24 protein-coding genes and 1 pseudogene are annotated in these 23,642 nt (G+C 55.4%); 18 read left to right on the top strand and 7 right to left on the bottom strand.

The window, feature by feature from the left end:
• Positions 1–9 precede the first annotated feature (9 nt).
• Positions 10–531, top strand: a complete 522-nt coding sequence (locus PYR66_05395) for a rhodanese family protein (protein ID WEF29162.1) — start codon at positions 10–12, stop codon at positions 529–531.
• Here the strand turns inward: PYR66_05395 and lpxO are convergent.
• Positions 528–1,430 carry a lipid A hydroxylase LpxO gene (gene lpxO, locus PYR66_05390; GenBank protein ID WEF29161.1) on the bottom strand — a complete coding sequence of 301 codons (903 nt, stop codon included), beginning with the start codon at positions 1,428–1,430 and terminating at the stop codon, positions 528–530. The genes PYR66_05395 and lpxO overlap by 4 nt on opposite strands.
• 206 nt (positions 1,431–1,636) lie before the next feature.
• Here lpxO and PYR66_05385 point away from each other — a divergent pair, with 206 nt between their 5' ends.
• Positions 1,637–1,816 carry a hypothetical protein gene (locus tag PYR66_05385; protein WEF29160.1) on the top strand — a complete coding sequence of 60 codons (180 nt, stop codon included), beginning with the start codon at positions 1,637–1,639 and terminating at the stop codon, positions 1,814–1,816.
• Between the two features lie 85 nt (positions 1,817–1,901).
• Here the strand turns inward: PYR66_05385 and stpA are convergent, their stop codons facing one another.
• On the bottom strand, positions 1,902–2,303 hold the full coding sequence (gene stpA, locus PYR66_05380; protein ID WEF29159.1) for a DNA-binding protein StpA: 402 nt from the start codon (positions 2,301–2,303) through the stop codon (positions 1,902–1,904).
• 717 nt (positions 2,304–3,020) lie between these two features.
• On the opposite strand from stpA, the gene alaE reads away from it, so the two are divergent.
• Complete coding sequence (alaE, locus tag PYR66_05375) at positions 3,021–3,470, top strand: L-alanine exporter AlaE (protein ID WEF29158.1); 450 nt, start codon at positions 3,021–3,023, stop codon at positions 3,468–3,470.
• Positions 3,471–3,523: 53 nt separating this feature from the next.
• Here the strand turns inward: alaE and PYR66_05370 are convergent, their stop codons facing one another.
• Positions 3,524–3,883: a DUF2002 family protein gene (locus PYR66_05370; protein ID WEF29157.1), complete on the bottom strand. Its 360-nt coding sequence runs from the start codon at positions 3,881–3,883 to the stop codon at positions 3,524–3,526.
• Positions 3,884–4,033: 150 nt separating this feature from the next.
• Between PYR66_05370 and PYR66_05365 the strand changes: the two genes are divergently transcribed.
• Positions 4,034–4,381, top strand: a complete 348-nt coding sequence (locus PYR66_05365; protein WEF29156.1) for a DUF883 family protein — start codon at positions 4,034–4,036, stop codon at positions 4,379–4,381.
• A 207-nt stretch (positions 4,382–4,588) separates the two neighbouring features.
• On the opposite strand, the gene PYR66_05360 is transcribed toward PYR66_05365, so the two are convergent.
• The gene (locus PYR66_05360; protein WEF30360.1) at positions 4,589–5,950 is read right to left on the bottom strand and encodes a PLP-dependent aminotransferase family protein; all 1,362 of its coding nucleotides are present in this window, start codon (positions 5,948–5,950) and stop codon (positions 4,589–4,591) included.
• A gap of 90 nt (positions 5,951–6,040) precedes the next feature.
• On the opposite strand from PYR66_05360, the gene PYR66_05355 reads away from it, so the two are divergent.
• From PYR66_05355 to leuA, 14 genes are all read left to right on the top strand, one after another.
• On the top strand, positions 6,041–6,472 hold the full coding sequence (locus tag PYR66_05355) for a carboxymuconolactone decarboxylase family protein (protein WEF29155.1): 432 nt from the start codon (positions 6,041–6,043) through the stop codon (positions 6,470–6,472).
• Positions 6,473–6,657: 185 nt separating this feature from the next.
• Positions 6,658–6,900 carry a glutaredoxin-like protein NrdH gene (gene nrdH, locus PYR66_05350; protein ID WEF29154.1) on the top strand — a complete coding sequence of 81 codons (243 nt, stop codon included), beginning with the start codon at positions 6,658–6,660 and terminating at the stop codon, positions 6,898–6,900.
• A complete protein-coding gene (nrdI, locus tag PYR66_05345) occupies positions 6,897–7,307 on the top strand; it encodes a class Ib ribonucleoside-diphosphate reductase assembly flavoprotein NrdI (protein WEF29153.1) in 411 nt (136 codons plus the stop codon). Before nrdH ends, nrdI begins: the two co-directional genes overlap by 4 nt.
• Entirely contained in the window at positions 7,280–9,424 is a 2,145-nt protein-coding gene (gene nrdE / locus PYR66_05340) for a class 1b ribonucleoside-diphosphate reductase subunit alpha (protein ID WEF29152.1), read from the top strand. The genes nrdI and nrdE overlap by 28 nt, the downstream gene beginning before the upstream one ends.
• Positions 9,425–9,434: 10 nt before the next feature.
• On the top strand, positions 9,435–10,397 hold the full coding sequence (nrdF, locus tag PYR66_05335; GenBank protein ID WEF29151.1) for a class 1b ribonucleoside-diphosphate reductase subunit beta: 963 nt from the start codon (positions 9,435–9,437) through the stop codon (positions 10,395–10,397).
• 356 nt (positions 10,398–10,753) lie between these two features.
• On the top strand, positions 10,754–11,956 hold the full coding sequence (gene proV / locus PYR66_05330; protein ID WEF29150.1) for a glycine betaine/L-proline ABC transporter ATP-binding protein ProV: 1,203 nt from the start codon (positions 10,754–10,756) through the stop codon (positions 11,954–11,956).
• Positions 11,949–13,013 carry a glycine betaine/L-proline ABC transporter permease ProW gene (gene proW, locus PYR66_05325; protein ID WEF29149.1) on the top strand — a complete coding sequence of 355 codons (1,065 nt, stop codon included), beginning with the start codon at positions 11,949–11,951 and terminating at the stop codon, positions 13,011–13,013. The genes proV and proW overlap by 8 nt, the downstream gene beginning before the upstream one ends.
• Positions 13,014–13,027: 14 nt before the next feature.
• Positions 13,028–14,023, top strand: coding sequence for a glycine betaine/L-proline ABC transporter substrate-binding protein ProX (proX, locus tag PYR66_05320; GenBank protein WEF29148.1), 996 nt, complete (start codon positions 13,028–13,030; stop codon positions 14,021–14,023).
• Between the two features lie 201 nt (positions 14,024–14,224).
• Positions 14,225–14,971 (top strand): AzlC family ABC transporter permease, encoded by a 747-nt coding sequence (locus tag PYR66_05315; GenBank protein ID WEF29147.1) that lies wholly within the window; start codon positions 14,225–14,227, stop codon positions 14,969–14,971.
• Complete coding sequence (gene ygaH / locus PYR66_05310) at positions 14,961–15,296, top strand: L-valine transporter subunit YgaH (protein ID WEF29146.1); 336 nt, start codon at positions 14,961–14,963, stop codon at positions 15,294–15,296. The genes PYR66_05315 and ygaH overlap by 11 nt, the downstream gene beginning before the upstream one ends.
• A 90-nt stretch (positions 15,297–15,386) precedes the next feature.
• Positions 15,387–15,917, top strand: coding sequence for a transcriptional repressor MprA (mprA, locus tag PYR66_05305; protein WEF29145.1), 531 nt, complete (start codon positions 15,387–15,389; stop codon positions 15,915–15,917).
• A 131-nt stretch (positions 15,918–16,048) separates the two neighbouring features.
• On the top strand, positions 16,049–17,221 hold the full coding sequence (gene emrA / locus PYR66_05300; GenBank protein ID WEF29144.1) for a multidrug efflux MFS transporter periplasmic adaptor subunit EmrA: 1,173 nt from the start codon (positions 16,049–16,051) through the stop codon (positions 17,219–17,221).
• Positions 17,222–17,236: 15 nt separating this feature from the next.
• A complete protein-coding gene (gene emrB, locus PYR66_05295) occupies positions 17,237–18,775 on the top strand; it encodes a multidrug efflux MFS transporter permease subunit EmrB (protein ID WEF29143.1) in 1,539 nt (512 codons plus the stop codon).
• A gap of 138 nt (positions 18,776–18,913) precedes the next feature.
• Positions 18,914–20,572: a 2-isopropylmalate synthase gene (gene leuA, locus PYR66_05290; GenBank protein WEF29142.1), complete on the top strand. Its 1,659-nt coding sequence runs from the start codon at positions 18,914–18,916 to the stop codon at positions 20,570–20,572.
• On the opposite strand, the pseudogene PYR66_05285 reads toward leuA, so the two are convergent.
• The 3 genes and pseudogenes from PYR66_05285 to gshA form a co-directional block, all read right to left on the bottom strand.
• Positions 20,569–21,336, bottom strand: a pseudogene (locus PYR66_05285) (helix-turn-helix transcriptional regulator). The gene leuA and the pseudogene PYR66_05285 overlap by 4 nt on opposite strands.
• A 48-nt stretch (positions 21,337–21,384) precedes the next feature.
• Positions 21,385–21,900, bottom strand: coding sequence for an S-ribosylhomocysteine lyase (gene luxS, locus PYR66_05280; protein ID WEF29141.1), 516 nt, complete (start codon positions 21,898–21,900; stop codon positions 21,385–21,387).
• A 163-nt stretch (positions 21,901–22,063) separates the two neighbouring features.
• Entirely contained in the window at positions 22,064–23,620 is a 1,557-nt protein-coding gene (gshA, locus tag PYR66_05275) for a glutamate--cysteine ligase (GenBank protein ID WEF29140.1), read from the bottom strand.
• Positions 23,621–23,642: the final 22 nt, after the last annotated feature.

Here is a 23,642-nt window from a genome sequence, read left to right as displayed (position 1 = left end):
GGAGCCCTTATGACTATCGCCACTGTTTCACCCAACGAAGCCCAGGCGCTTATCGCCCGGGGTGCGCGGTTAATTGATATTCGCGATACCGACGAATACGCCCGCGAGCATATTCCGGCGGCCACGCTACTGCCATTAGAGAAATTAACCCACGGCGCGACACTCAATGCGCAGCCAAACGAGACGATCATTTTTCACTGCCAGGCCGGGTCGCGCACGCAGAATAACGCCAGCCGTCTGGCAGAAGCCGGTGCGCCCGCGCAGGTTAAACTGCTGGCGGGAGGGATTCAGGCATGGCGGGCGGCGGGATTACCGATAGCGGAAGATAAATCCCAGCCGCTGCCGTTAATGCGCCAGGTGCAGATCGCCGCTGGCGTACTGATTTTACTTGGGGTGGTACTGGGATACGCCGTGCATAGCGGCTTTTTCCTGCTCAGCGGTTTCGTCGGCGCCGGGCTCACCTTTGCTGGCGTCACCGGTTTTTGCGGCATGGCGCGCCTGCTGGCCATCATGCCGTGGAACCGGCGTTAAAACGCCTGCCAGATCAGCAACGCGATGCCGCCGAACAGCAGCCATTTAATGATGTAATAGCCCGTCTTATTCCACTTTTTCAACCGTTTGCCAACAATGCGGATTTGGTAAATGTAACGGAAACTGCGGTTAATGCCGCCGACGCGGTCGCCGATATCATTCGGCGCGGCGGCGGCGCTCATTAAATTCCGCCCCAGCCAGTGGTTCACCTTCTGCGCCCAACGGTAACGCATTGGCCGTTCAATATCGCAGAATAGAATCAGTCGATTCTCACCGCTGGTATTTTCCGCATAGTGAATATAGGTTTCGTCAAACAGCACACCTTCGCCGTCGCGCCAGCTATAGCGATCGCCGTCAACGTCAATAAAGCACCGATCATCATTCGGCGTCGCCAGCCCGAGATGAAAACGAAGTGAACCGGCGTAGGGGTCGCGATGGCGCGGCAAACGACTGCCATCCGGCAATGTGGCGAACATCGCCGCTTTCACCGAGGGGATGCCGCGCAGCAGTTCGGTCGTCTTCGGGCATAGCTGGCTAGCGGAAGGATGCGCATCCTCATACCATTTCAGGTAAAAGCGCTTCCAGCCGGTTTTAAAAAATGAGTTAAACCCGGCATCGTTATATTTTTCAGCCGCTTTTATTTGTTCCAGTCGCTGTAGATTAATCCCCTCCTCGCGAATAACCAGCCAGTTTTGCTGTAATATTTTCAGTTCGGGGAAACTATCCGGACGCAGATACGGCGTATTTGGCACACGCGAAAACAGATACATAAAACCATTAAGCGGCGCGGTAAATGTTGAATGGTCGGAAAGCTGGCGCCAGAAGCGATAGCGAACTTTCCCTCGATAATGGACGTAGAGCACAGCAATGATAATAATAAGTAAAATGATATACTTCATATTCGCTTATCTGACCATATTCTGTTTTTATTCTTTCCACGCTGGCATCCCTGTTGTCAGGGGCGCAGCACCATCAAACCTTTAACAAAGGTAATACATATACCCATTAATTGTTTTAACAAAAAACAGCACAACCATTGAATCCTCAAAGGTCGTTGAGCTATCGTTTAGTTTAGTCGGTGATGACCAACAAAAAGGAGAAAGCGATGTTTGCAGCAGGCGATTTGGTACAACCGCGCGTCGGCGGACCAAAACTGAAGGTAGTGGAGGTAAATGGCGATCAGCTTGTCGTCGTTCAGGCAAGCAACGAGCAGAGTGGAACGTTTACGCTGAAAGCGGTTGATGTGACGCCTTATACCGAAGAAGGCGATTTCGGCGTCTGCTAGAGACGTATTGCATTACGCTATTTTACTTGCCAGTGATAAGCAGCAAAACGGTGGGGGTTTTCCACCGTTTTGGCCCGCACGAGCGTTAAATCAGGAAGTTGTCCAACGCTTGCCCTTGTGCGACGGCTTGCGCGATCGGTTTCGGCATCCGCCCCTGCCCGGTCCAGGTTTGTTCAGCCCCGAAATGATCGGTATAACGATATTTCGCCGGGCGCGGCTGACGTTTTTTACGGCTTTCCCCCGGGTTTATTTCACACAGCGCTAATTCATCAGGAGAAATACCATCGGCAACCATTAATTCCAGCCAGGTATTAATTTTTTCCTGATATTCCGCTTGCTGTTGCTGCGTCTCCTGCTGCGCTGAGCGTTTTTCTTCAGTGACGATCCTGAGTTTTTCCAGCATCTCTTCAAGCACGTCAGTGGAGAATTCACGAGCCATAGCACGCAGCGAACGAATATTATTCAGTTTCTGTAACATAAAAGACATAAAATATCAAAAATTCCAAATAGAAAAATAAAACAAGAATGGCGCAGTAAGTTTAATTGATATGTATATTTATTACCAGCCTTTATATTTTCAAATAAATAGCTGACGGTTCTTCGGCCGTAAATGCATTGAGGATAATTAGCGGGCATATTAAAGTGGAGCACAAAATAAGATCCGCGCGCATGAATAAGCCCAAACGGGGCTTTTAAAATAGGCCATGGCTTATATTTCCAGATAGTTCAGTACGTTATGAAATAACCCCGCTTCGGGTAAACATTAATCCCGTTAACTTAAGTGAATTAAAATTCATATAGGCAGAATAAAATCACAAATTCACACTCAGCAGTAAATGCTGGTTTTATCGGCAATTCATGGCGAATAAATCCAATTGTGACCACCTTCACAACACTTAAGCAAACGCCCGCGCTATCAATCGCGCATCACCCGTTCTCGCGTTGCATTATGTCAGCGAAAAAACACACCATCTTGTTGATTTTTAATCAAAAACATAAAGAAAGGAACAAAAGTAGCGCAAGCTGATAAAAATGCCACTCCGCAGAGTATTTTATCGACAAAAAGCCAACAAATAAAAATTTATCGCTAGTTGCCACTTTAGCAACAGAGATATACTCTACGCACATCAAAACAGGCAGCCAAAAAACGCTAAACCATGCGCACTTTTCGGCGTTATTGACTTCATTTTCGAGGAGCATACCGATGTTCTCTGCTCAATCCCGCTTGCGTCATGCGGTAGCAGACACCTTTGCGATGGTGGTTTACTGCACCGTTGTCAATATGATGATCGAAATTTTCCTCTCCGGTATGACCTTTGAACAGTCATTATCTTCGCGGCTGGTGGCAATTCCGGTAAACATTATTATTGCCGTCCCTTATGGATTCTATCGTGACTTCGCCATGCGTCAGGCGCGCCGTATCAGCGCCTCAGGATGGATGAAAAACATCGCTGATGTCATCGCTTATGTCACTTTCCAGTCGCCGGTGTATGTGTTGATTCTGCTATCGGTGGGCGCAGACTGGCATCAAATTGCCGCTGCCGTCAGTTCAAACATTCTGGTATCGATGATGATGGGCGCGGTGTATGGCTACTTCCTCGACTTCTGTCGCCGCCTGTTCCGCGTCAGTCCTTATCAACAAGCTAAAGCCTGATCCTCGTTATTCAGCGACTGGCCACGGCCAGTCGCCTGCTACTCCGCATTCACTCAGCCGTGCGACATCTGTTGCGCTTCGCCAAACAGCCCATTCAGAAAACGCTCAAGCGCCATACGCGAACTAAAGCCGTGCGGAATACCGTAATGCTGCTGCGCATCACCCGCTAAATAGAGCGGAAACTGCTCATAATGATCGCAGGTTTTAATGTCGCTAGCGGGTTCCGCGAGCGAAAAACTGCGTTCTTTGAGCGCTGGATGAATAATTAAAGCGGTACGCCCCATGCGCGCTTCGCGGTTCACATAAACATAATTATCGCCACGGCGATATCCATACGCTTTTTGCGTCACAACATCCATGGTGAAGCCGGCTTTTTCAAGAACACGCGCCACCTCATCGGGTCTTAAATACATACTGATTCCTCGTTATCTTTTACCGCACATTTACCTTACCTTATTCACGAATAGCAGCGCTTTCAGAATATTCCATAAACACCATCAAAAAGCATAATGCAAAATCATGGCCTACACTTAATGACTCGAATGGAATTAAGGGAGACACCCATGGCTAACCGTGTGAACCGCAACAACATTGATGAAAGCGCTGAGGATATTCATAACGATGTCAGCCAATTAGCAGATACGCTGGAAGAAGTGCTGCAATCATGGGGGAGTGATGCGAAAGACGAAGCAGAAAATGCGCGGAAAAAAGCGCAGGCGCTGCTGAAAGAGACACGCGCCCGCCTGAATGGCAATACCCGTCTACGCCAGGCTGCCCATGATACCGTTGAACGCGCTCGCGATGCCGCTGGCTGCGCCGACAGCTATGTCCGGAACAAACCCTGGCAGAGCGTCGGCGTCGCTGCCGCCGTCGGGGTATTTATTGGCGTATTGCTCAATTTGCGTCGATAATAGAAGCGATAAACTCGCATACTTTAAGTTGCACGTGCGTTGGCAATAATTCGGCCCATCCCTGGGCTCCGCCCTACGGGGCCAGCGCAAGCGCTGTTCAAAACGGCCAGCCGTTTTGTCCTGCAACTCGAATTATTTAGAGTTCAGACTGCATGTGAAGATAACAAATACGCGTCTAACCCTGCGTGCCCTGGTACGCAGGGTTTTTTATTCTTCAGCGTTGGCCAGCGCCCGCTTCAACTCGCCGACCACATCGCTTGCCATCGCCGCTGAGGTTAAGTTGGTAAAGCTCATCAACAAGCCGCCCTCCCCTCGACTCCGCATCCGCCAGTCGCTCAACGCCTGCACCGCCAGACCAGCCCGCTGACCTCGTCTTGCTAGTTCACGATCGTCGCCGCTCACCGCCACCACCAGCTGAATACCACCGGACTGTGGTACCACCTGAAACCCCTGCGCCTGCAGCGCCGACTCCAGCCACTGTCGCCGCTGCGCGTAACTGGCGCGCATCTTCTTCAGATGCCGCCAGAAATGCCCCTCATTGATAAAGTCCGCCAGCGTGTGCTGCCACAGTGTCGGCACATTGCAATGTATCAGATCGGTCTGGCGGCGAAACTGCGCCGCCAGCGGCAGCGGCACCACCAGCCAGGCGGTACGTAGCGCGGGAAACATCGACTTGCTAAAGGTTCCGGCATACAGCACCCGCTGTGGCGCATCGAGACTCTTTAGCGGCGGCAAGGGCTTGCCGTGATAGCGAAACTCGCTGTCGTAATCATCTTCAATAATCCAGCCGTCGCACTGCGCCGCCCACTGTAACAGCTGGCGACGCCTCTCCAGCGATAAAGCAACGCCGAGCGGGCTTTGATGCGCCGGGGTTAATAGCGCGAAACGCGCCTGCGGATAATGCGCCTGCGCCCAGTCGATGTTCATTCCCTCGTCATCAACCGGCACGGGATCGATATTCACTCCCGCCGCGCTGACCACCGGGCGAATAAACGGGTATCCCGGATCTTCCATCCACATATGCTGCCCCGGCCGCGCAAGAGTACGCAAAATCAGCGTCATCGAGGCGGCGAAATTGCCGCTAATCAGCACCTGCTCCGGCTGGCACTCAATGCTGCGCGACAGGCGCAAATAGTCGACGATCGCCTGGCGCAGAATCAGCTCGCCGCAGGGATCGCCGGGAGCAAGATCAAAACGCGATTGCGTGCGCAGCCGCCGCCCCATGACGCGCGCCCACAGGCCGCGAGGGAAAAGATCCAGCGCCGGCAGCCCCATCTGAAAAGGCTGCGGCGCGGACGATTCACGGCTCGCGGCTGGTCGCAGGGGAGTTGCCTGTCGCGGGCTAAGCCGATCGCTGATAAACGTGCCCGCCTGACCACGGCGTTCCAGCCACCCCTGGGCCACCAGTTCGCCCCAGGCGTTTTCAATGGTCGATCGCGACACGCCAAGCTCTTGCGCGTATACCCGGCTGGCCGGCAGACGGCTTCCCGGTGCCAGTTCGCCGCGCTCAATCGCCGACTTCAACTGGCGGGCGATACGCTGGTAATGCGGTACTTTTTTAGCGTCCATCATGGTCTGTTTTTTTCATCACAATATGGCTATCTTCAGCAGTCCATTATAGTGTTATTTTGCCCGGGTCTTAGAGAGGAGAATTGCAGAATGACCACATTACGTCAGCCGTACAGCGAACTAAGCCCGGAAGTTTATAAAGGGCTGGTTCAGGCCAGCATCGCGCTGGAAAAAAGCGAATTGGGCAGCACCCTGGTGGAGCTGGTCTATTTACGGGTATCGCAAATCAACGGCTGCGCCTTCTGTCTGGAAATGCACAGCAACGCGCTGCGCAAAGCTGGCATCGCGCAGACCAAACTGGATGCGCTGGCCGGTTGGCGCGTTAGCGCCCATTTCAGCGCTGCGGAACGCGCGGCATTGGCCTGGGCCGAATCGGTGACCGACATCGCCGTCAGTCATGCCGAAGACGAGGTTTACCTGCCGCTGCTGGAGCATTTCAGCGCTCGCCAGATTAGCGATTTGACCTTCGCCATCAGCCTGATGAATGCCTTCAACCGCCTGGCGATCGCCATGCGTATGTAGTTCCCCGGGAACATCTTTCCGTCCCCCGCCGGGCTAATCGGTGGGGGATAACTTATCGAAAAACTCTATATATTGCGTGGTTGAAGTTTTAAATAACTACATCTAGTATTTCCTTAACGATAAGCCCATAGTAACCGACGCGATGTTTTTGCGCCGCCTTGCTATCTTAAATGGAAATACGAATCATGCGCATTACTATTTACACTCGAAATGACTGCGTGCAATGCCATGCCACCAAGCGTGCGATGGAAAGCCGCGGTTTTGACTTCGACATGGTCAATATCGACCAGCACCCTGAAGCCATCGACATGCTGCGCGAACAAGGTTTTCAGCAGCTACCGGTCGTCATGGCTGGAGAGACCCGTTGGTCAGGTTTCCGCCCTGATATGATCAATCGCCTGCGTCCTACAGCAACGGCCAGCCTATGAGCCTGATCGTCTACTTCTCCAGCAGCTCGGAAAATACGCACCGCTTTGTGCAGCGTCTGGCGCTGCCGGCCGTACGTATCCCGCTCAACGAGCGCGAGCGAATTCAGGTAGACGAGCCCTATATTCTCATCGTCCCCAGCTACGGCGGCGGCGGTACGGCGGGCGCCGTCCCGCGTCAGGCGATCCGCTTTTTAAACAATCCGCATAACCGCCAGCTGATTCGCGGCGTCATCGCCGCCGGCAACCGTAACTTCGGCGAAGCCTATGGTCGTGCAGGGGATGTTATCGCGCAGAAATGCGGCGTTCCGTATCTGTATCGTTTTGAGCTGATGGGCACCCAGCAAGATGTCGACAACGTGCGTAAAGGAGTAAGCGAATTTTGGCAACGACAACCGCAGAACGTATAACCGCCAGGGCAACGGATTTTCATGCCCTCAATGCGATGCTGAATTTATACGACAGCAATGGCCGAATTCCATTTGAAAAGGATCATGAGGCGGTCGAGGCGTTTATCGCCACTCATGTTCGCCCCAACAGCGTGCCGTTTGCCGGCATGGAAGAAAAGCTGCAATGGCTGAGCGATGAAGGCTATTACGACCCGACGCTGCTGGCCCGCTATGAGCGTCGCTTCGTGTTAGCCCTCTTCGCCCACGCTCATCAATACGGTTTCCGCTTCCGTACCTTCCTCGGCGCGTGGAAGTTCTATACCAGCTACGCTTTGCGCACCTTCGATGGTAAACGCTACCTGGAGCATTTCGCCGACCGCACCTGCATGGTGGCGCTAAGCCTGGCGCAAGGCGATGAAACGCTGGCGCGACAGCTGACCGATGAAATCCTCTCCGGGCGCTTCCAGCCAGCCACCCCGACCTTCCTTAACGCCGGTAAACAGCAGCGCGGCGAGCTGGTTTCCTGCTTCCTGCTGCGTATCGAAGATAATATGGAGTCCATCGGCCGGGCGGTGAACTCCGCGCTGCAGCTGTCGAAGCGCGGCGGCGGCGTGGCATTTTTACTGTCCAACCTGCGTGAAGCGGGAGCGCCGATCAAACGTATCGAGAACCAATCATCCGGCGTGGTGCCGGTGATGAAAATGCTGGAAGACGCCTTCTCCTACGCCAACCAACTGGGCGCGCGTCAGGGTGCTGGCGCGGTGTATCTGCACGCCCATCACCCCGATATTTTGCGCTTTCTCGATACCAAGCGGGAAAACGCCGATGAGAAGATCCGCATTAAAACCCTGTCGCTGGGGGTCGTGATCCCCGATATCACCTTCCAGCTGGCGAAAGAAGACGCGCAAATGGCGCTGTTCTCGCCTTATGATGTCGAGCGGCTGTACGGCAAACCCTTTGGCGATATCGCCATTAGCGAAATGTATGCGCAACTGGTGGCCGATGAGCGCGTCAGCAAACGCTGGATCCGCGCCCGCGATCTCTTCCAGCGACTGGCGGAAATTCAGTTTGAATCCGGCTATCCCTACATCATGTTTGAGGATACGGTGAATCGCGCCAATCCGATCGCCGGGCGGATTAACATGAGCAACCTGTGCTCGGAGATCCTGCAGGTTAATACCGCGTCCACCTTTGACGACAATCTCGATTACGCCACCGTCGGCGAAGACATCTCCTGCAACCTCGGTTCGCTGAATATCGCCCACGCCATGGATTCACCGGACTTCGCCCGCACCGTGGAGGTCGCGGTACGCGGTCTGACAGCGGTGTCCGATATGAGCGACATCCGCTCGGTACCGTCGGTGGCGGCGGGCAATGCCGCATCGCACGCGATTGGCCTTGGGCAGATGAATTTGCACGGCTATCTGGCACGCGAAGGGATCGTCTACGGCAGCCCGGAAGGGCTGGACTTCACCAACCTCTATTTCTATACCGTCACCTGGCATGCCCTGCGTACCTCAATGGTGATGGCGCGCGAACGCGGCCAGCGCTTCGCCGGTTTTGAGCAGTCGCGCTACGCCAACGGCGACTATTTCCAGCAGTACCTACAGGGCGACTGGCAGCCGAAGACCGACAAGGTGCGCGAATTGTTCGCCCGGTCGGGCATTACCCTGCCCGACCGCGAAATGTGGCGCCAGCTACGCGACGACGTCATGCGCTACGGCATTTATAACCGTAATTTACAGGCGGTGCCGCCGACCGGCTCGATCTCCTACATCAACCATGCCACCTCGAGCATTCACCCCATCGTGTCGAAAATCGAGATCCGCAAAGAGGGGAAAACCGGTCGCGTGTACTATCCGGCGCCGTTTATGACCAACGACAACCTGGCGCTGTATCAGGATGCCTGGGAGATTGGCCCGGAAAAGATTATCGATACCTACGCTGAAGCGACGCGGCATGTCGATCAGGGGCTGTCGCTAACGCTCTTCTTCCCCGATACCGCCACCACTCGCGATATTAATAAAGCGCAAATCTACGCGTGGAAAAAAGGCATCAAGACGCTGTATTACATCCGCCTGCGCCAACTGGCGCTGGAAGGTACCGAAATCGAAGGCTGCGTGTCCTGCGCGCTGTAAGGAGAACAGGATGACCCATTTATCGCGCATCAGCGCCATTAACTGGAATAACATCGAGGACGACAAGGATCTGGAAGTGTGGAATCGCCTGACCAGCAACTTCTGGCTGCCGGAAAAGGTGCCGCTGTCGAACGACATTCCCATCTGGCAGACCTTGTCGCCACAGGAGCAGCAGTTGACTATCCGCGTCTTTACCGGATTGACGCTGCTCGACACTATTCAGAATACCGTCGGCGCTCCGGCGCTGATGGCTGACGCCCTTACCCCGCACGAAGAGGCGGTGCTGTCGAACGTCAGCTTTATGGAGGCGGTACATGCCCGCTCGTATAGCTCGATTTTCTCAACCCTGTGCCAGAGCAAAGCTGTTGATGCCGCCTATGCCTGGAGCGAAGAAAATGCGCCGCTGCAACGCAAGGCGCAGCTGATGCTGGGCTATTATCAGGCCGATGAACCGCTGAAGAAAAAAATCGCCAGCGTGTTCCTCGAATCTTTCCTCTTCTATTCGGGCTTCTGGCTGCCGATGTATTTTTCCAGCCGCGGCAAGCTCACCAACACCGCCGATTTGATTCGCCTGATCATTCGCGATGAAGCGGTACATGGCTATTACATCGGCTACAAATACCAAAAAGGGCTGGAAATCGTCAGCGCCGCTAAACGCGAAGAGTTGAAGAATTTCGCCTTTGATTTGCTGATGGATCTCTACGATAACGAGCTGGCCTATACCCGCGAACTGTATGCCGACAGTCCGTGGTTTGATGATGTCAACGCCTTCCTCTGTTATAACGCCAATAAGGCGCTGATGAACCTTGGTTACGAGGCGCTGTTTCCGGCGGAAATGGCCGCCGTCAACCCGGCGATTCTGGCGGCGCTGTCCCCTAACGCCGATGAAAACCACGACTTTTTCTCCGGCTCTGGCTCTTCATATGTAATGGGCAAAACGGAAGAAACCGCCGACGACGATTGGGACTTTTAACCTTGTGAATCACAGGGAATATAGCCGTATATTCCCTGGTGATCTATTTCACATTATTTACTATTATCACACAATTAACGCCTCAATTATTTCCACGTCATCTCCCCGTCATATTTTCATAAATTAGTATGATTTCACTCGAAATTATTCCGGCATAATCAAAAAATATTACTCACCCCTCATTCCGGCTCAGCCCTTATATCATGGGCAACTCAGCCGGATGCACCTATTCAGATTTCCGCCAGCCATTCACATCGAGGGTTGTCACAGAATCTCAGTATGTTAGGGTGTAAAAAGGTAATAATCTTCACCAGGTACGATATCGATATAATTAAAGACAGGAAACTATTTATTGCATGGCAATTAAATTAGAAATCAAGAATCTCTATAAGATATTTGGCGAGCATCCGCAACGCGCGTTCAAATATATTGAAAAAGGACTGACGAAAGAGCAATTACTGGAAAAAACGGGGCTATCGCTTGGCGTTAAAGACGCCAGTCTGGCCATTGAAGAAGGCGAGATATTCGTCATCATGGGACTCTCCGGTTCAGGAAAATCTACCATGGTTCGCCTTCTCAATCGCCTGATTGAACCCACCCGCGGACAGGTGCTGATTGACGGCGTAGATATCGCCCAAATCTCAGAAGCCGAGCTCCGCGAGGTGCGCAGGAAAAAGATTGCGATGGTTTTCCAGTCATTCGCCCTGATGCCGCATATGAACGTGTTGAACAACACCGCGTTCGGTATGGAGCTGGCTGGCGTTTCTGCCGATGAACGGCAAAAGAAAGCGCTGGATGCCCTGCGTCAGGTGGGCCTGGAAAACTACGCCCACGCCTATCCCGATGAACTCTCCGGCGGGATGCGTCAGCGCGTCGGTCTGGCCCGCGCGCTGGCGATTAATCCGGATATTCTGCTCATGGATGAAGCCTTCTCGGCGCTCGATCCATTAATTCGCACCGAAATGCAGGATGAACTCACCAAATTACAGGCGAAGCATCAACGTACCGTTGTCTTTATTTCCCACGATCTCGACGAAGCCATGCGTATTGGCGATCGTATTGCCATTATGCAAAATGGCGAAGTGGTGCAAATTGGCACCCCGGATGAAATTCTGAATAATCCGGCCAATGATTATGTTCGCACCTTCTTCCGCGGCGTCGATATTAGTCAGGTATTTAGCGCCAAAGATATTGCCCGCCGTAGCCCGGTTGGCCTGATTCGTAAAACCCCCGGTTTCGGCCCACGTTCGGCGCTGAAATTATTGCAAGATGAAGACCGTGAATATGGTTACGTCATTGAACGCGGGAATAAATTTGTCGGTATTGTCTCCATCGATTCTCTGAAAAGCGCGCTCAGCGAAAATCAGGGACTCGACGCGGCGTTAATTGACGCCCCGCAGGCGGTGGAGGCGCAAACGCCGCTCAGCGACCTGCTCTCCCACGTCGGTCAGGCGCCCTGCGCGGTCCCGGTGGTGGATGAAGGGCACCAGTATCTCGGCATTATTTCAAAACGCATGCTGCTACAGGCTTTAGATCGCGAGGGGGCAAACAATGGCTGATCAATCTAACCCATGGGACACCGCATCATCGGCGGATAGCGCGGCGCAGCCCGCCGACGCCTGGGGCAACCCAACGCCCGCCCCCGCAGACGGCGGTGGCGCCGACTGGCTGAACAGCGCGCCCGCGCCGCAGCCGGAGCATTTCAACATCATGGATCCGTTCCATAAAACGCTGATCCCGCTCGATAGCTGGGTCACGCACGCTATTGACTGGATCGTGCTGCACTTCCGTCCGCTGTTCCAGGGGATCCGCGTGCCGGTGGATTATATTCTCAGCGCCTTCCAGCAGCTGCTGCTGGGCATGCCGGCGCCGGTAGCGATTATCCTCTTCGCGCTGATTGCCTGGCAGATCTCCAGCGTCGGCATGGGCGTCGCTACTCTGGTATCGCTGGTGGCGATTGGCGCGATCGGCGCCTGGTCGCAGGCGATGGTCACCCTCGCGCTGGTTCTTACCGCCCTGCTGTTCTGTATGATCATCGGCCTACCGCTGGGGATCTGGCTGGCGCGCAGTCCACGGGCGGCGAAAATCATCCGTCCGTTACTCGATGCGATGCAGACCACCCCGGCGTTCGTCTACCTGGTGCCGATTGTCATGCTGTTTGGGATCGGCAATGTACCCGGCGTAGTGGTGACCATTATCTTCGCCCTACCGCCTATAGTCCGCCTGACGATCCTCGGCATTAACCAGGTACCGGAAGATCTGATTGAAGCCTCACGCTCGTTCGGCGCCAGTCCGCGCCAGCTGCTGTTTAAAGTACAGCTGCCGCTGGCGATGCCAACCATCATGGCCGGGGTCAACCAGACGCTGATGCTGGCCCTGTCGATGGTGGTGATCGCCTCGATGATCGCTGTCGGCGGTCTCGGCCAGATGGTTCTGCGCGGCATCGGCCGCCTTGATATGGGTCTGGCAAGCGTCGGCGGGGTCGGGATCGTTATCCTCGCGATAATCCTCGACCGCCTGACGCAGGCCGTCGGCCGTGATTCCCGCAGCCGCGGCAACCGCCGCTGGTACACCACCGGACCTCTGGGGCTGATTACCCGCCCTTTCTGTAAATAAGAGAAGGAACACCGATGCGACATACTACTCTCCTTGCCACAGCGTTTACCGCCCTTGTCACCACCAGCGCATTTGCCGCCGATCTGCCGGGCAAAGGCATCACCGTGAAACCGGCGCAGAGCACCATTTCCGAAGAAACCTTCCAGACGCTGCTGGTCAGCCGCGCGCTGGAAAAGCTGGGCTATACCGTCGAGAAGCCGAGTGAAGTCGACTACAACGTTGCCTACACCTCTATCGCCGCTGGCGATACCACCTTTATCGCCACCAACTGGAAACCGCTGCACGACGACATGTACACCGCGGCGGGCGGCGATAAAAAATTCTATCGTGAAGGCGTCTATGTGAGCGGCGCGGCGCAGGGCTACCTGATCGACAAGAAAACCGCCGATCAGTACCACATCAAATCAATCGACCAGTTGAAAGACCCGAAAATCGCCAAACTGTTCGATACCAACGGCGATGGCAAAGCAGACCTCACCGGCTGTACGCCAGGCTGGGGCTGCGAGGCGGTCATCAACCACCAGATTGACGCCTATGGCCTGAACAATAAGGTCGTCCACAACCAGGGGAACTACGCGGCGATGATGGCCGACACCATCGCTCGTTATAAAGAAGGCAAACCGATTCTTTACTACACCTGGACGCCGTACTGGGTCAGCGATGTGCTGAAGCCGGGTAAAGATGTGGTCTGGCTGCAGGTACCGTTCTCTTCGCTGCCGGGCGAGCAGAAGGATATCGATACCAAACTGCCGAATGGCGTCAACTACGGCTTCCCGGTGAACACTATGCATATTGTCGCCAACAAAGCCTGGGCGGAGAAAAACCCGGCGGCGGCGAAGCTGTTTAGCCTGATGAAGCTGCCGATTGCCGATATCAACGCCGAGAACGCGATGATGCATGAAGGCCACGCCTCGGAAGCCGACATCAACGGCCACGTTGACGGCTGGATCAAAGCCCACCAGCAGCTGTTCGACGGTTGGGTAAAAGAAGCGCTGGCTGCGCAGAAATAAAAGACGCCCCCGGTTCGCTTCGCCGTTCCGGGGGCTTTTTTGGCTCACCGTTCCTGAAAACCAGGATGGATGAATATTCATAAATAATGCATATATTTTGATATCTGATTTTTAGCGATTGTGAAGGCGCGCTGCTCTCTGATAAGGTGAACTCATCTTTCAATGTGTAATATTCACCTGGGTTATTAATAAGTCGCCGATATGGAAAATCCTGCCTCGCTGACCCAAGCGCCCCTTACCCGCGACGCCTCAATCGCCGAAGGTATCAAAGACAGCCTGCCGATAGTGATTAGTTATATTCCTGTCGCCTTTGCTTTCGGTCTTAACGCTACTCGCCTCGGTTTTACGCCGCTGGAAAGCCTGTTTTTCTCCTGCATCATCTACGCTGGCGCCAGCCAGTTCGTCATCACCGCCATGCTTGCCGCCGGTAGCTCATTATGGGTCGCGGCGCTCACCGTGATGGCGATGGACGTTCGTCACGTGCTGTACGGCCCCTCTTTACGTAGCCGCATTCACCGCGCGCTCAATAAAAGAAAGACCGCACTATGGGCTTTCGGCCTCACCGATGAAGTTTTCGCGGCGGCCACCGCGAAGCTGGTACGCGACAACCGCCGTTGGAGCGAAAACTGGATGCTCGGCATCGCCTTCACCTCCTGGGGTTCCTGGGTATTCGGCACGCTGATCGGCGCCTGGTCCGGCAACGGTCTGTTAACCCATTACCCGGCGGTGGAAGCGGCGCTCGGCTTTATGTTGCCGGCATTATTTATGAGTTTTCTGCTGGCGTCATTCCAGCGCAAACAATCACTCAGCGTCACCGCAGCGCTAGCGGGCGCACTGGCCGGAATAATCCTAATTTCCATCCCGGCGGCCATTCTTGCCGGTATTGTCTGTGGATGCCTGACCGCATTGATTCAGACCCATCTGCAGGGGAAGATGAATGGACGCTAATGTGTTAATCCTCGGCGTGCTGGTCGGCGGCGTAAACTACCTGTTCCGCTATTTGCCGTTACGCCTGCGGGAAAACGCCGCCCGCACGGCGCAGCGCGGGCCGATAAACATTCTGCTCGATACCATCGGCATTGCCTCGATTTGCGCGCTGCTGGTCGTCTCAAGCGTACCGGAAATCCTCGCCGATGGCCGCAGACTCGCGCCGACATTGGTCGGTTTCGCCGTGCTTGGCCTGAGCTTCTGGAAGACACGCAGCATTATTATCCCTACGCTGCTCAGCGCATTGGCCTATGGTCTGGCATGGAAGATCGGCTCTTTGATATAGGTTTTAAGTATTAATAGTGACCAATAATTCATTTGCTTTATTTGTCACAATAGTTATTATATCGGCTGTAATTAATGAGGTTATACCCAAATGGATAGTTCGTTTACTCCCATTGAGCAGATGCTCAAATTCCGCGCCAGCCGCCATGAAGATTTCCCTTTCCAGGAGATTCTCCTTACTCGTCTCTGTATGCACATGCAGGGCAAGTTGCTGGAAAACCGTAACAAAATGCTGAAAGCGCAAGGGATTAACGAGACATTATTTATGGCGCTGATCACGCTTGAGTCTCAGGAAAATCACAGCATTCAGCCCTCTGAACTGAGCTGCGCGCTGGGGTCGTCACGCACTAACGCAACCCGTATCGCCGACGAACTGGAAAAACGCGGCTGGATCGAGCGTCGCGAAAGCGATAACGATCGTCGCTGCCTGCATCTGCAGTTGACTGAAAAAGGTCATCAATTCTTGCGCGAGGTGCTACCTCCGCAGCACAACTGTCTGCATCAGCTGTGGTCCTCCTTAAGCACCGCGGAAAAAGACCAGCTGGAACACATCACCCGCAAACTGCTCGGCCGCCTCGACCAGATGGAAGAAGAAGGCGCGCTGGCGGGCTCCCTGCGCTAAGCGCGGAGCCGCCTTACATTTTGAGTTGCAAGGAATAAAGTCAGGCCAGCAGATTTTCTGCTGGCCTTTCTGATAAACAGGTCGGCTCAGCCGATGTGAAATAATAAGAATGTAAAATCGTGGAGAACCAGATGAGCGAAAATGCGGAGAGCCAAACCCCGCAGCAACCGGGTAGCAAGAAAGGGAAACGTAAAGGCGCCCTTCTGCTCCTGACCTTGCTCTTTGTTATTGTGGCCGTGGCCTACGGCATTTATTGGTTTTTGGTCTTGCGTCATTATGAAGAGACTGATGACGCTTACGTCGCAGGGAACCAGGTACAGATCATGGCGCAGGTATCAGGCAGCGTCACCAAGGTCTGGGCCGACAACACCGACTTCGTGCAACAGGGCGATCCGCTGGTCACTCTCGACCAGACCGATACCCAACAGGCATTTGAGAAAGCCAAAACTCAGCTGGCGGCAAGCGTGCGCCAGACTCGCCAGCAGATGATCAACAGCAAGCAGCTGCAGGCGAACATCGAGGTCAAAAAAACCGCGCTTTCGCAGGCGCAAACCGACCTTAATCGCCGCATCCCGCTGGGCGCCGCAAACCTGATCGGCCGCGAAGAGCTGCAGCACGCTCGCGACACCGTCGCCAGCGCTCAGGCTGAGCTTGACGTCGCGATCCAGCAATACAATGCCAACCAGGCGATCGTACTGGGCACCAAACTGGAACAGCAGCCAGCGGTTCTGCAGGCGGCGACCGAAGTACGCAACGCCTGGCTGGCGCTGCAGCGTACGCAAATCGTCAGCCCGATTAGCGGTTACGTTTCTCGCCGTTCCGTGCAGCCTGGCGCGCAGATTGGCACGACCACGCCGCTGATGGCCGTGGTTCCGGCCACCAACCTGTGGGTTGACGCCAACTTTAAAGAAACCCAGCTTGCGCATATGCGTATCGGCCAACCGGCGACGGTCATCAGCGATATCTACGGCGATGATGTGAAGTACACCGGTAAAGTGGTCGGCCTGGATATGGGTACCGGTAGCGCCTTCTCGCTGCTGCCGGCGCAGAACGCCACCGGTAACTGGATCAAAGTGGTTCAGCGTCTGCCGGTGCGTATCGAGCTGGATGCGAAGCAGCTGGCGGAGCATCCGTTGCGGATCGGCCTGTCGACGCTGGTAGAAGTCAACACCAGCAATCGCGACGGCGAAATGCTGGCAAACCAGGTGCGTAACTCGCCGGTTTACGAAAGTAATGCCCGTGAAATCGGCCTTGAGCCAGTGAATAAACTGATCGACGGTATCATCCAGGCCAACGCCGGATAATTCGGGGTGAGCGTAATGCAACAGCAAAAACCGCTCGAAGGCGCGCAGCTGGTCATTATGACCATTGCGCTGTCGCTGGCGACTTTCATGCAGGTGCTGGACTCCACTATCGCCAACGTGGCCATTCCGACCATCGCCGGCAACCTTGGCTCGTCGCTGAGCCAGGGGACCTGGGTCATCACCTCGTTCGGGGTGGCGAACGCTATCTCCATTCCGATCACCGGCTGGCTGGCAAAGCGCGTCGGCGAAGTAAAACTGTTCCTCTGGTCAACGGTGGCATTCGCCATCGCCTCCTGGGCCTGCGGGGTGTCAAACAGCCTGACGATGCTGATTTTCTTCCGCGTGATTCAGGGGATTGTCGCCGGTCCGCTGATCCCGCTGTCGCAGAGTCTGCTGCTCAGCAACTATCCGCCGGCGAAGCGATCTATCGCGCTGGCGCTGTGGTCGATGACGGTCATCGTCGCGCCGATTTGCGGCCCGATTCTCGGCGGTTACATCAGCGATAACTACCACTGGGGCTGGATCTTCTTCATCAACGTGCCGATTGGCGTCGCGGTGGTGATCATGACCCTGCAAACCCTACGCGACCGCGAAACCCGCACCGAACAGCGGCGCATCGACGGCGTGGGTCTTGCTCTGCTGGTGGTTGGCATCGGTAGCCTGCAGGTCATGCTCGACCGGGGTAAAGAGCTCGACTGGTTTGCTTCCAATGAAATTATCATCCTGACTATCGTGGCGGTAGTGGCGATAAGCTTCCTGATCGTCTGGGAGCTGACCGACGATAACCCGATAGTCGATCTGTCGCTATTTAAGTCGCGCAACTTCACCATCGGCTGTTTGTGTATCAGTCTGGCCTATATGCTCTACTTCGGCGCTATCGTCTTGCTGCCGCAGCTACTGCAGGAGGTATACGGCTACACCGCCACCTGGGCGGGTTTAGCCTCGGCGCCGGTCGGGGTGATCCCGGTCATTCTGTCGCCGATTATTGGCCGCTTTGCCCATAAGCTCGATATGCGACGGCTGGTGACTTTCAGCTTTATCATGTATGCCGTCTGCTTCTACTGGCGCGCATGGACCTTCGAACCGGGCATGGATTTCGGCGCTTCGGCCTGGCCGCAGTTTATTCAGGGCTTCGCGGTGGCCTGCTTCTTCATGCCGTTGACCACCATCACCCTTTCCGGCCTGCCGCCGGAACGGCTGGCGGCGGCATCGAGCTTGTCGAACTTTACCCGAACCCTTGCCGGTTCTATCGGAACCTCGATTACCACCACCATGTGGACCAACCGCGAGGCGCTGCACCATGCGCAGCTCACCGAATCGGTGACGCCATACAACCCTAACGCCCAGCAGATGTACGATCAGCTGCAGGGACTGGGGATGACGCAGCAGCAGGCTTCCGGCTGGATAGCGCAGCAGATAACCAACCAGGGGCTGATTATCTCAGCCAACGAAATCTTCTGGGTATCAGCGGGCATCTTCATCCTGTTGCTCAGCCTGGTATGGTTCGCCAAACCGCCGTTCAGCGCCGGCGGTGGCGGTGGTGGCGCGCACTAAACATCAACACAAAGGGATCTGCGGATCCCTTTTTTATTCGCGCAACGTTGTCCAGTTCGCGCTAGCTTCTGTCCATTTCGCTAAAGCCGCCCTTTCGTTTTGTCATGCAGGATAAAGCTCCGACAACAGGAGAACACCATGCTGACCAATCCAGGTGAAAAATACCGCCCTTATCCGCCTATCGCATTGCCCGACCGCCGCTGGCCTGACCGGCAAATCACCGAGGCGCCGCGCTGGCTCTCCACTGACTTGCGCGATGGCAACCAGGCGCTGGCGGAACCCATGGACGGCCCACGCAAGCTGCAGTTTTGGGAGCTGCTGCTGGAGTGCGGCTTTAAAGAGATAGAGGTTGCTTTTCCTTCCGCCTCGCAAACCGATTTCAACTTTGTGCGCCAGCTGATTGAAGAACGACGCATCCCTCAGGATGTGACCATCCAGGTGCTGACTCAAGCGCGGGAAGAACTGATCCTGCGGACCTTTGACGCGCTGCGCGGCGCCCATCGCGCCACCGTACATCTGTACAATGCCACCGCGCCGCTGTTTCGTGAACTGGTGTTCGGTATGGACAAGGCCGAGGTGATCGCCCTGGCGACTCGCGCCACCCGGCTGATTCGCCAGCAGTGCGAACAGCAGCCCGGCACCCACTGGCAATATGAGTATTCACCAGAAACTTTTTGCTTTACCGAACCCGAATTCGCGCTGGAAATCTGTGAAGCGGTGGCGGAAATCTGGCAACCCTGCGCCGAGCGCCCAATGATTATTAATCTTCCGGCGACCGTCGAGGTCAGCACGCCTAACGTTTACGCCGATCAAATTGAGTCTTTCTGCCGCCACTTCTCACGCCGCCGCGATGTCTGCATCAGCGTGCATCCGCACAACGATCGCGGTACCGGCGTCGCCAGCGCCGAACTGGCGGTGATGGCTGGCGCCGATCGCGTTGAGGGGTGCCTGTTTGGTAACGGCGAGCGCACCGGCAACGTTTGCCTGGTGACGCTGGCCATGAACCTCTACAGCCAGGGCGTGGATCCACGGCTGCGCTTTACGCAAATGAACCGGGTGGTAGAGATCGTCGAAAACTGCAACCAGCTCCCGGTACACCCACGCCATCCGTGGGCGGGCAGCCTGGCCTACACCGCGTTTTCCGGTTCGCACCAGGATGCGATTAAAAAAGGTTTTGATGCTCGTAAACCTGGCGACCGCTGGCAAATGCCTTATTTGCCTATCGACCCGCAGGATATAGGCTGTAGCTATGAGGCGGTGATCCGCGTCAACAGCCAGTCAGGAAAAAGCGGTAGCGCATGGCTGATTGAGCAGAACCATGGCCTTAAGCTGCCGCGGACGCTGCAACAGGACTTCAGCCAGTACGTACAGCAGGAAACGGATGCCCATGGCAAAGAGATGACCCATAATGCGCTATGGCAGCTGTTCCGCACCCGCTATGGCCTGCTGACGCAGCCAGCGCTGGTGTTGCTAGACTACCAGAGCGACGGCCAACAGGATGGCGAGCTATCGCTGCATGCCACGCTGCGGGTGAATGGCGAGACCCGCCGACTACACAGCCGCGGCAACGGTCTGTTATCCGCCGCCGCCAGCGGCCTGAGCGCGCTACTCAAACATCACTTCGTTATTAAGGATTATCACGAACATACCCTCGGAGCGCGCAGCGACAGCCGGTCGGTCGCCTATATCCGCTGTATTTTTCCGGATGGCAAAAGCCGCTGGGGAGTGGGAATTGATAATGATGTCGCTCGCGCCTCACTACAGGCGCTGTGCAATGCGCTCAGCGCGAAGGATTAATCCGGCGCGCGAAAATAGTCGCTGGGGGCGGTTCCCATCACCCGGCGAAACATGGCGCTAAACGCGCTGTGGCTGCCGTAGCCAAGATCCAGCGCCACCCGCAGTACCGATTGTCCCTGCGCCAGGCGAACCAGCGCTTCCATTAGCTTCGCCCGGCGTACCCATTCACTCCACGTCAGGCTGGTCTGCTGCTGAAAATGGCGGTTCAGGGTACGCTCGCTCATCCCGTTTGCCTGCGCCGCCTGGCGGCTGCCCCACGGCTCGCCGGGCGCTTCGCGCACCCGCTGACATAACCGCCGCAGGCCATCGCTGTGCGGTTCCGGCAAGCCAAACGGCAGTACCGCCATCCCACGAATTTCATCGAGGATCAGCTCATAGATACGTTCATCCCGTGAGCCTGGATCGTAGCGTTCCGCCAGCGTCAGCGAGGCGACGATCAGCTCGCGCAGCAGCGGTGAGATCTACACGATCTGACAAGATGCAGGCAGATCGGCGCGGGCGAATGGATCGATAAATAGCGTCCGCGCGGCCACATGACCGGTTATCCGCAGAGCATGCGGCGTCCCCGCCGGTAGCCAGACCCCGCGTCCGGGCGGCACCACCCAGAAACCGGCTGGCGTTTCCACCCGCACCACGCCGCTGAGTATATGCAACAGCTGCGCGCAATCGTGGCGATGCACCGGCTCGCTATCGCCATGGGCGTAATCATGGGCAAAAGGCACCAGCGCGCGATGCTCGAAGGAAAAAGAGAGTGTTGTCGACATGATGACGGGAGAGCGGCCCGGCGCAATCGCCGGGCCGAAGCAGATGCACTAGATGTGCAGTTCTTGCAGTTTTTCTTTCGGTAGCGCCAGCTCATCGTTGCTGTTGATGCGAACATCACGCTCGATGATGTGGCGGGCGATATCCTGCGCTTCCTGCAGCGAGTGCATGGTGTAGGTGCCGCACTGGTACACGTTCAGCTCAGGGATCTGGGTCTGATCTTTCACTTTCAGCACGTCGGCCATCGCCGCTTTCCAGGCATCGGCAACACGCTGCTCATCAGGCGTGCCAATCAGGCTCATGTAGAAACCGGTACGGCAGCCCATCGGAGAGATGTCGATAATTTCCACGCCATTACCATTCAGGTGATCGCGCATGAAACCGGCAAACAGGTGCTCCAGTGTATGAATACCACGTTCCGGCATCACTTCCTGGTTTGGTACGCAGAATCGCAGATCGAAAACGGTGATTTGATCGCCGTGCGGCGTGTTCATTTTCTTCGCGACGCGCACCGCAGGCGCTTCCATTCGGGTATGGTCGACTGTGAAACTATCTAACAACGGCATTCTTCACCTCCGATAGTGATTTTTTTTAAAATAAAATGAACTCTTCGTTCAACAGCGAGTCTGAGTATATGAAAGACGCGCATTTATTATCATCATCATCCCTGAATCAGAGATGAAAGTTTGGCCACATTGATGTGGCCTTTTTCTTTTGTACCGCTTTTTACTACGCGTGTCGTGCTAAAAGCGCCTCAAATGGCTCGCTATCTTCCGCTTCCACTTTCTTCTGACGCGCAACCGACGCATCACGCTCGGCGATAAAATCGTCTTCGCTTAAAATTTCCAGAGGCTCTTCGCGCAGTATCGTCCGATACTGGTCAGCCAATTTACGCCCGGTGCCGCCAATCCCCTCTTCAATCATAGAACGCAGAATGCGTGCTGAGAAAGTTAATTCCGGATCGTCGAAACAGGCCAGCAGCTCATCGCACACCTGTTGATAGGCCTCGCCACCGTGGATGCTATCCAGCGTTTGCGCCACGCGGCGTAAATCGCGGAACAGATCTTTGCCCACTTTCGCCAGCGGGAACTGCGCGCTTTCACAACCGATACCCAGCGTCAGGCCAGGTTTGCGGCCTTCAAGAATCACGCGATTCCAGTTGGTGCGGGTACACAGCAGCTCGCTGCTGCTCATCTCCGGCGCATCGGCCAGCACACACCAGACCATAAACAGATCGAGGAAACGCACCTGCTGCTCGTCCACGCCAATTGGCGAGAACGGGTTGATATCCAGCGAACGTACTTCGATGTATTCAATCCCGCCGCGCAGCAGCGCATCGGACGGCGTTTCACCGCTACGGGTGACGCGTTTTGGACGAATCGGCGCGTACAGTTCATTTTCAATCTGCAGGATGTTGCTGTTGATCTGCAGGTGCTTACCGTCTTTTTCGAGCCCGATTGCGGCGTACTCTTCCGACGGCGTTTTAATCGCCCGCTTCAATCCTGCCACATACTCGTGCAGATCGTTAAACGTAATACCGAGATTGCTTTGCGACTTATTGGTATAACCCAGGTCGCTCAGACGCAAAGAGGTGGCGTACGGCAGGTAATACATGCCGTTGGCGGTCTCTTCAAACGGCAGCGTGGTCGGTTTGCCCTGCAGGAACGAGGAACAAATCGCCGGCGATGCGCCGAACAGGTACGGGATCACCCAACCGAAGCGGTAGTAGTTACGAATTGAGCGGAAGTAACCGGCGGAGATCGCCTCCTTACCGCTTTCGGCGTCTTCTACGCCGCACTTCGCCTGCCAGAACGCCATCGGCAGCGAGAAGTTGTAGTGCACGCCGGAAATGGTTTGCATCAGCGCGCCGTAGCGGTTTTTCAGCCCTTCACGATACAGCGTCTTCAGACGCCCGACGTTAGAGGTGCCGTACTGCGCCAGTTCAATGTCCTGGCCCGGCGCGATATAGCAAGGCATGCTCAGCGGCCACATCCGCTCATCGCCAAGCTGGCGGGCGGTGAAGCGATGCACATCGCGCAGGAAAGTGAGCATATGATCGACGTCGCCATCTACTGGGGTAATAAACTCCAGCAGGGCTTCAGCAAAATCAGTGGTAATCCATTTGTGGGTCAGCGCCGACCCTAAAGCAACAGGATGGCCGGTAGTGGCCAGCGTGCCGTCCGCGTTAACGCGCAGCGTTTCGCGCTCAAGCCCACGTTTAATGCCTTGCAGCGCCTGCGGATTTTTTTCCAGCCAGGCCAGCGCCTGTGATACGTCCGGGATCAATTTGACCTCCCGCCTGTCGAAA

Source organism: Klebsiella aerogenes (assembly GCA_029027985.1).
Classification (GTDB): domain Bacteria; phylum Pseudomonadota; class Gammaproteobacteria; order Enterobacterales; family Enterobacteriaceae; genus Klebsiella; species Klebsiella aerogenes_A.
Note: the sequence above shows the minus strand (reverse complement) of the source record. Positions and strands in the feature narration are given on the sequence as shown.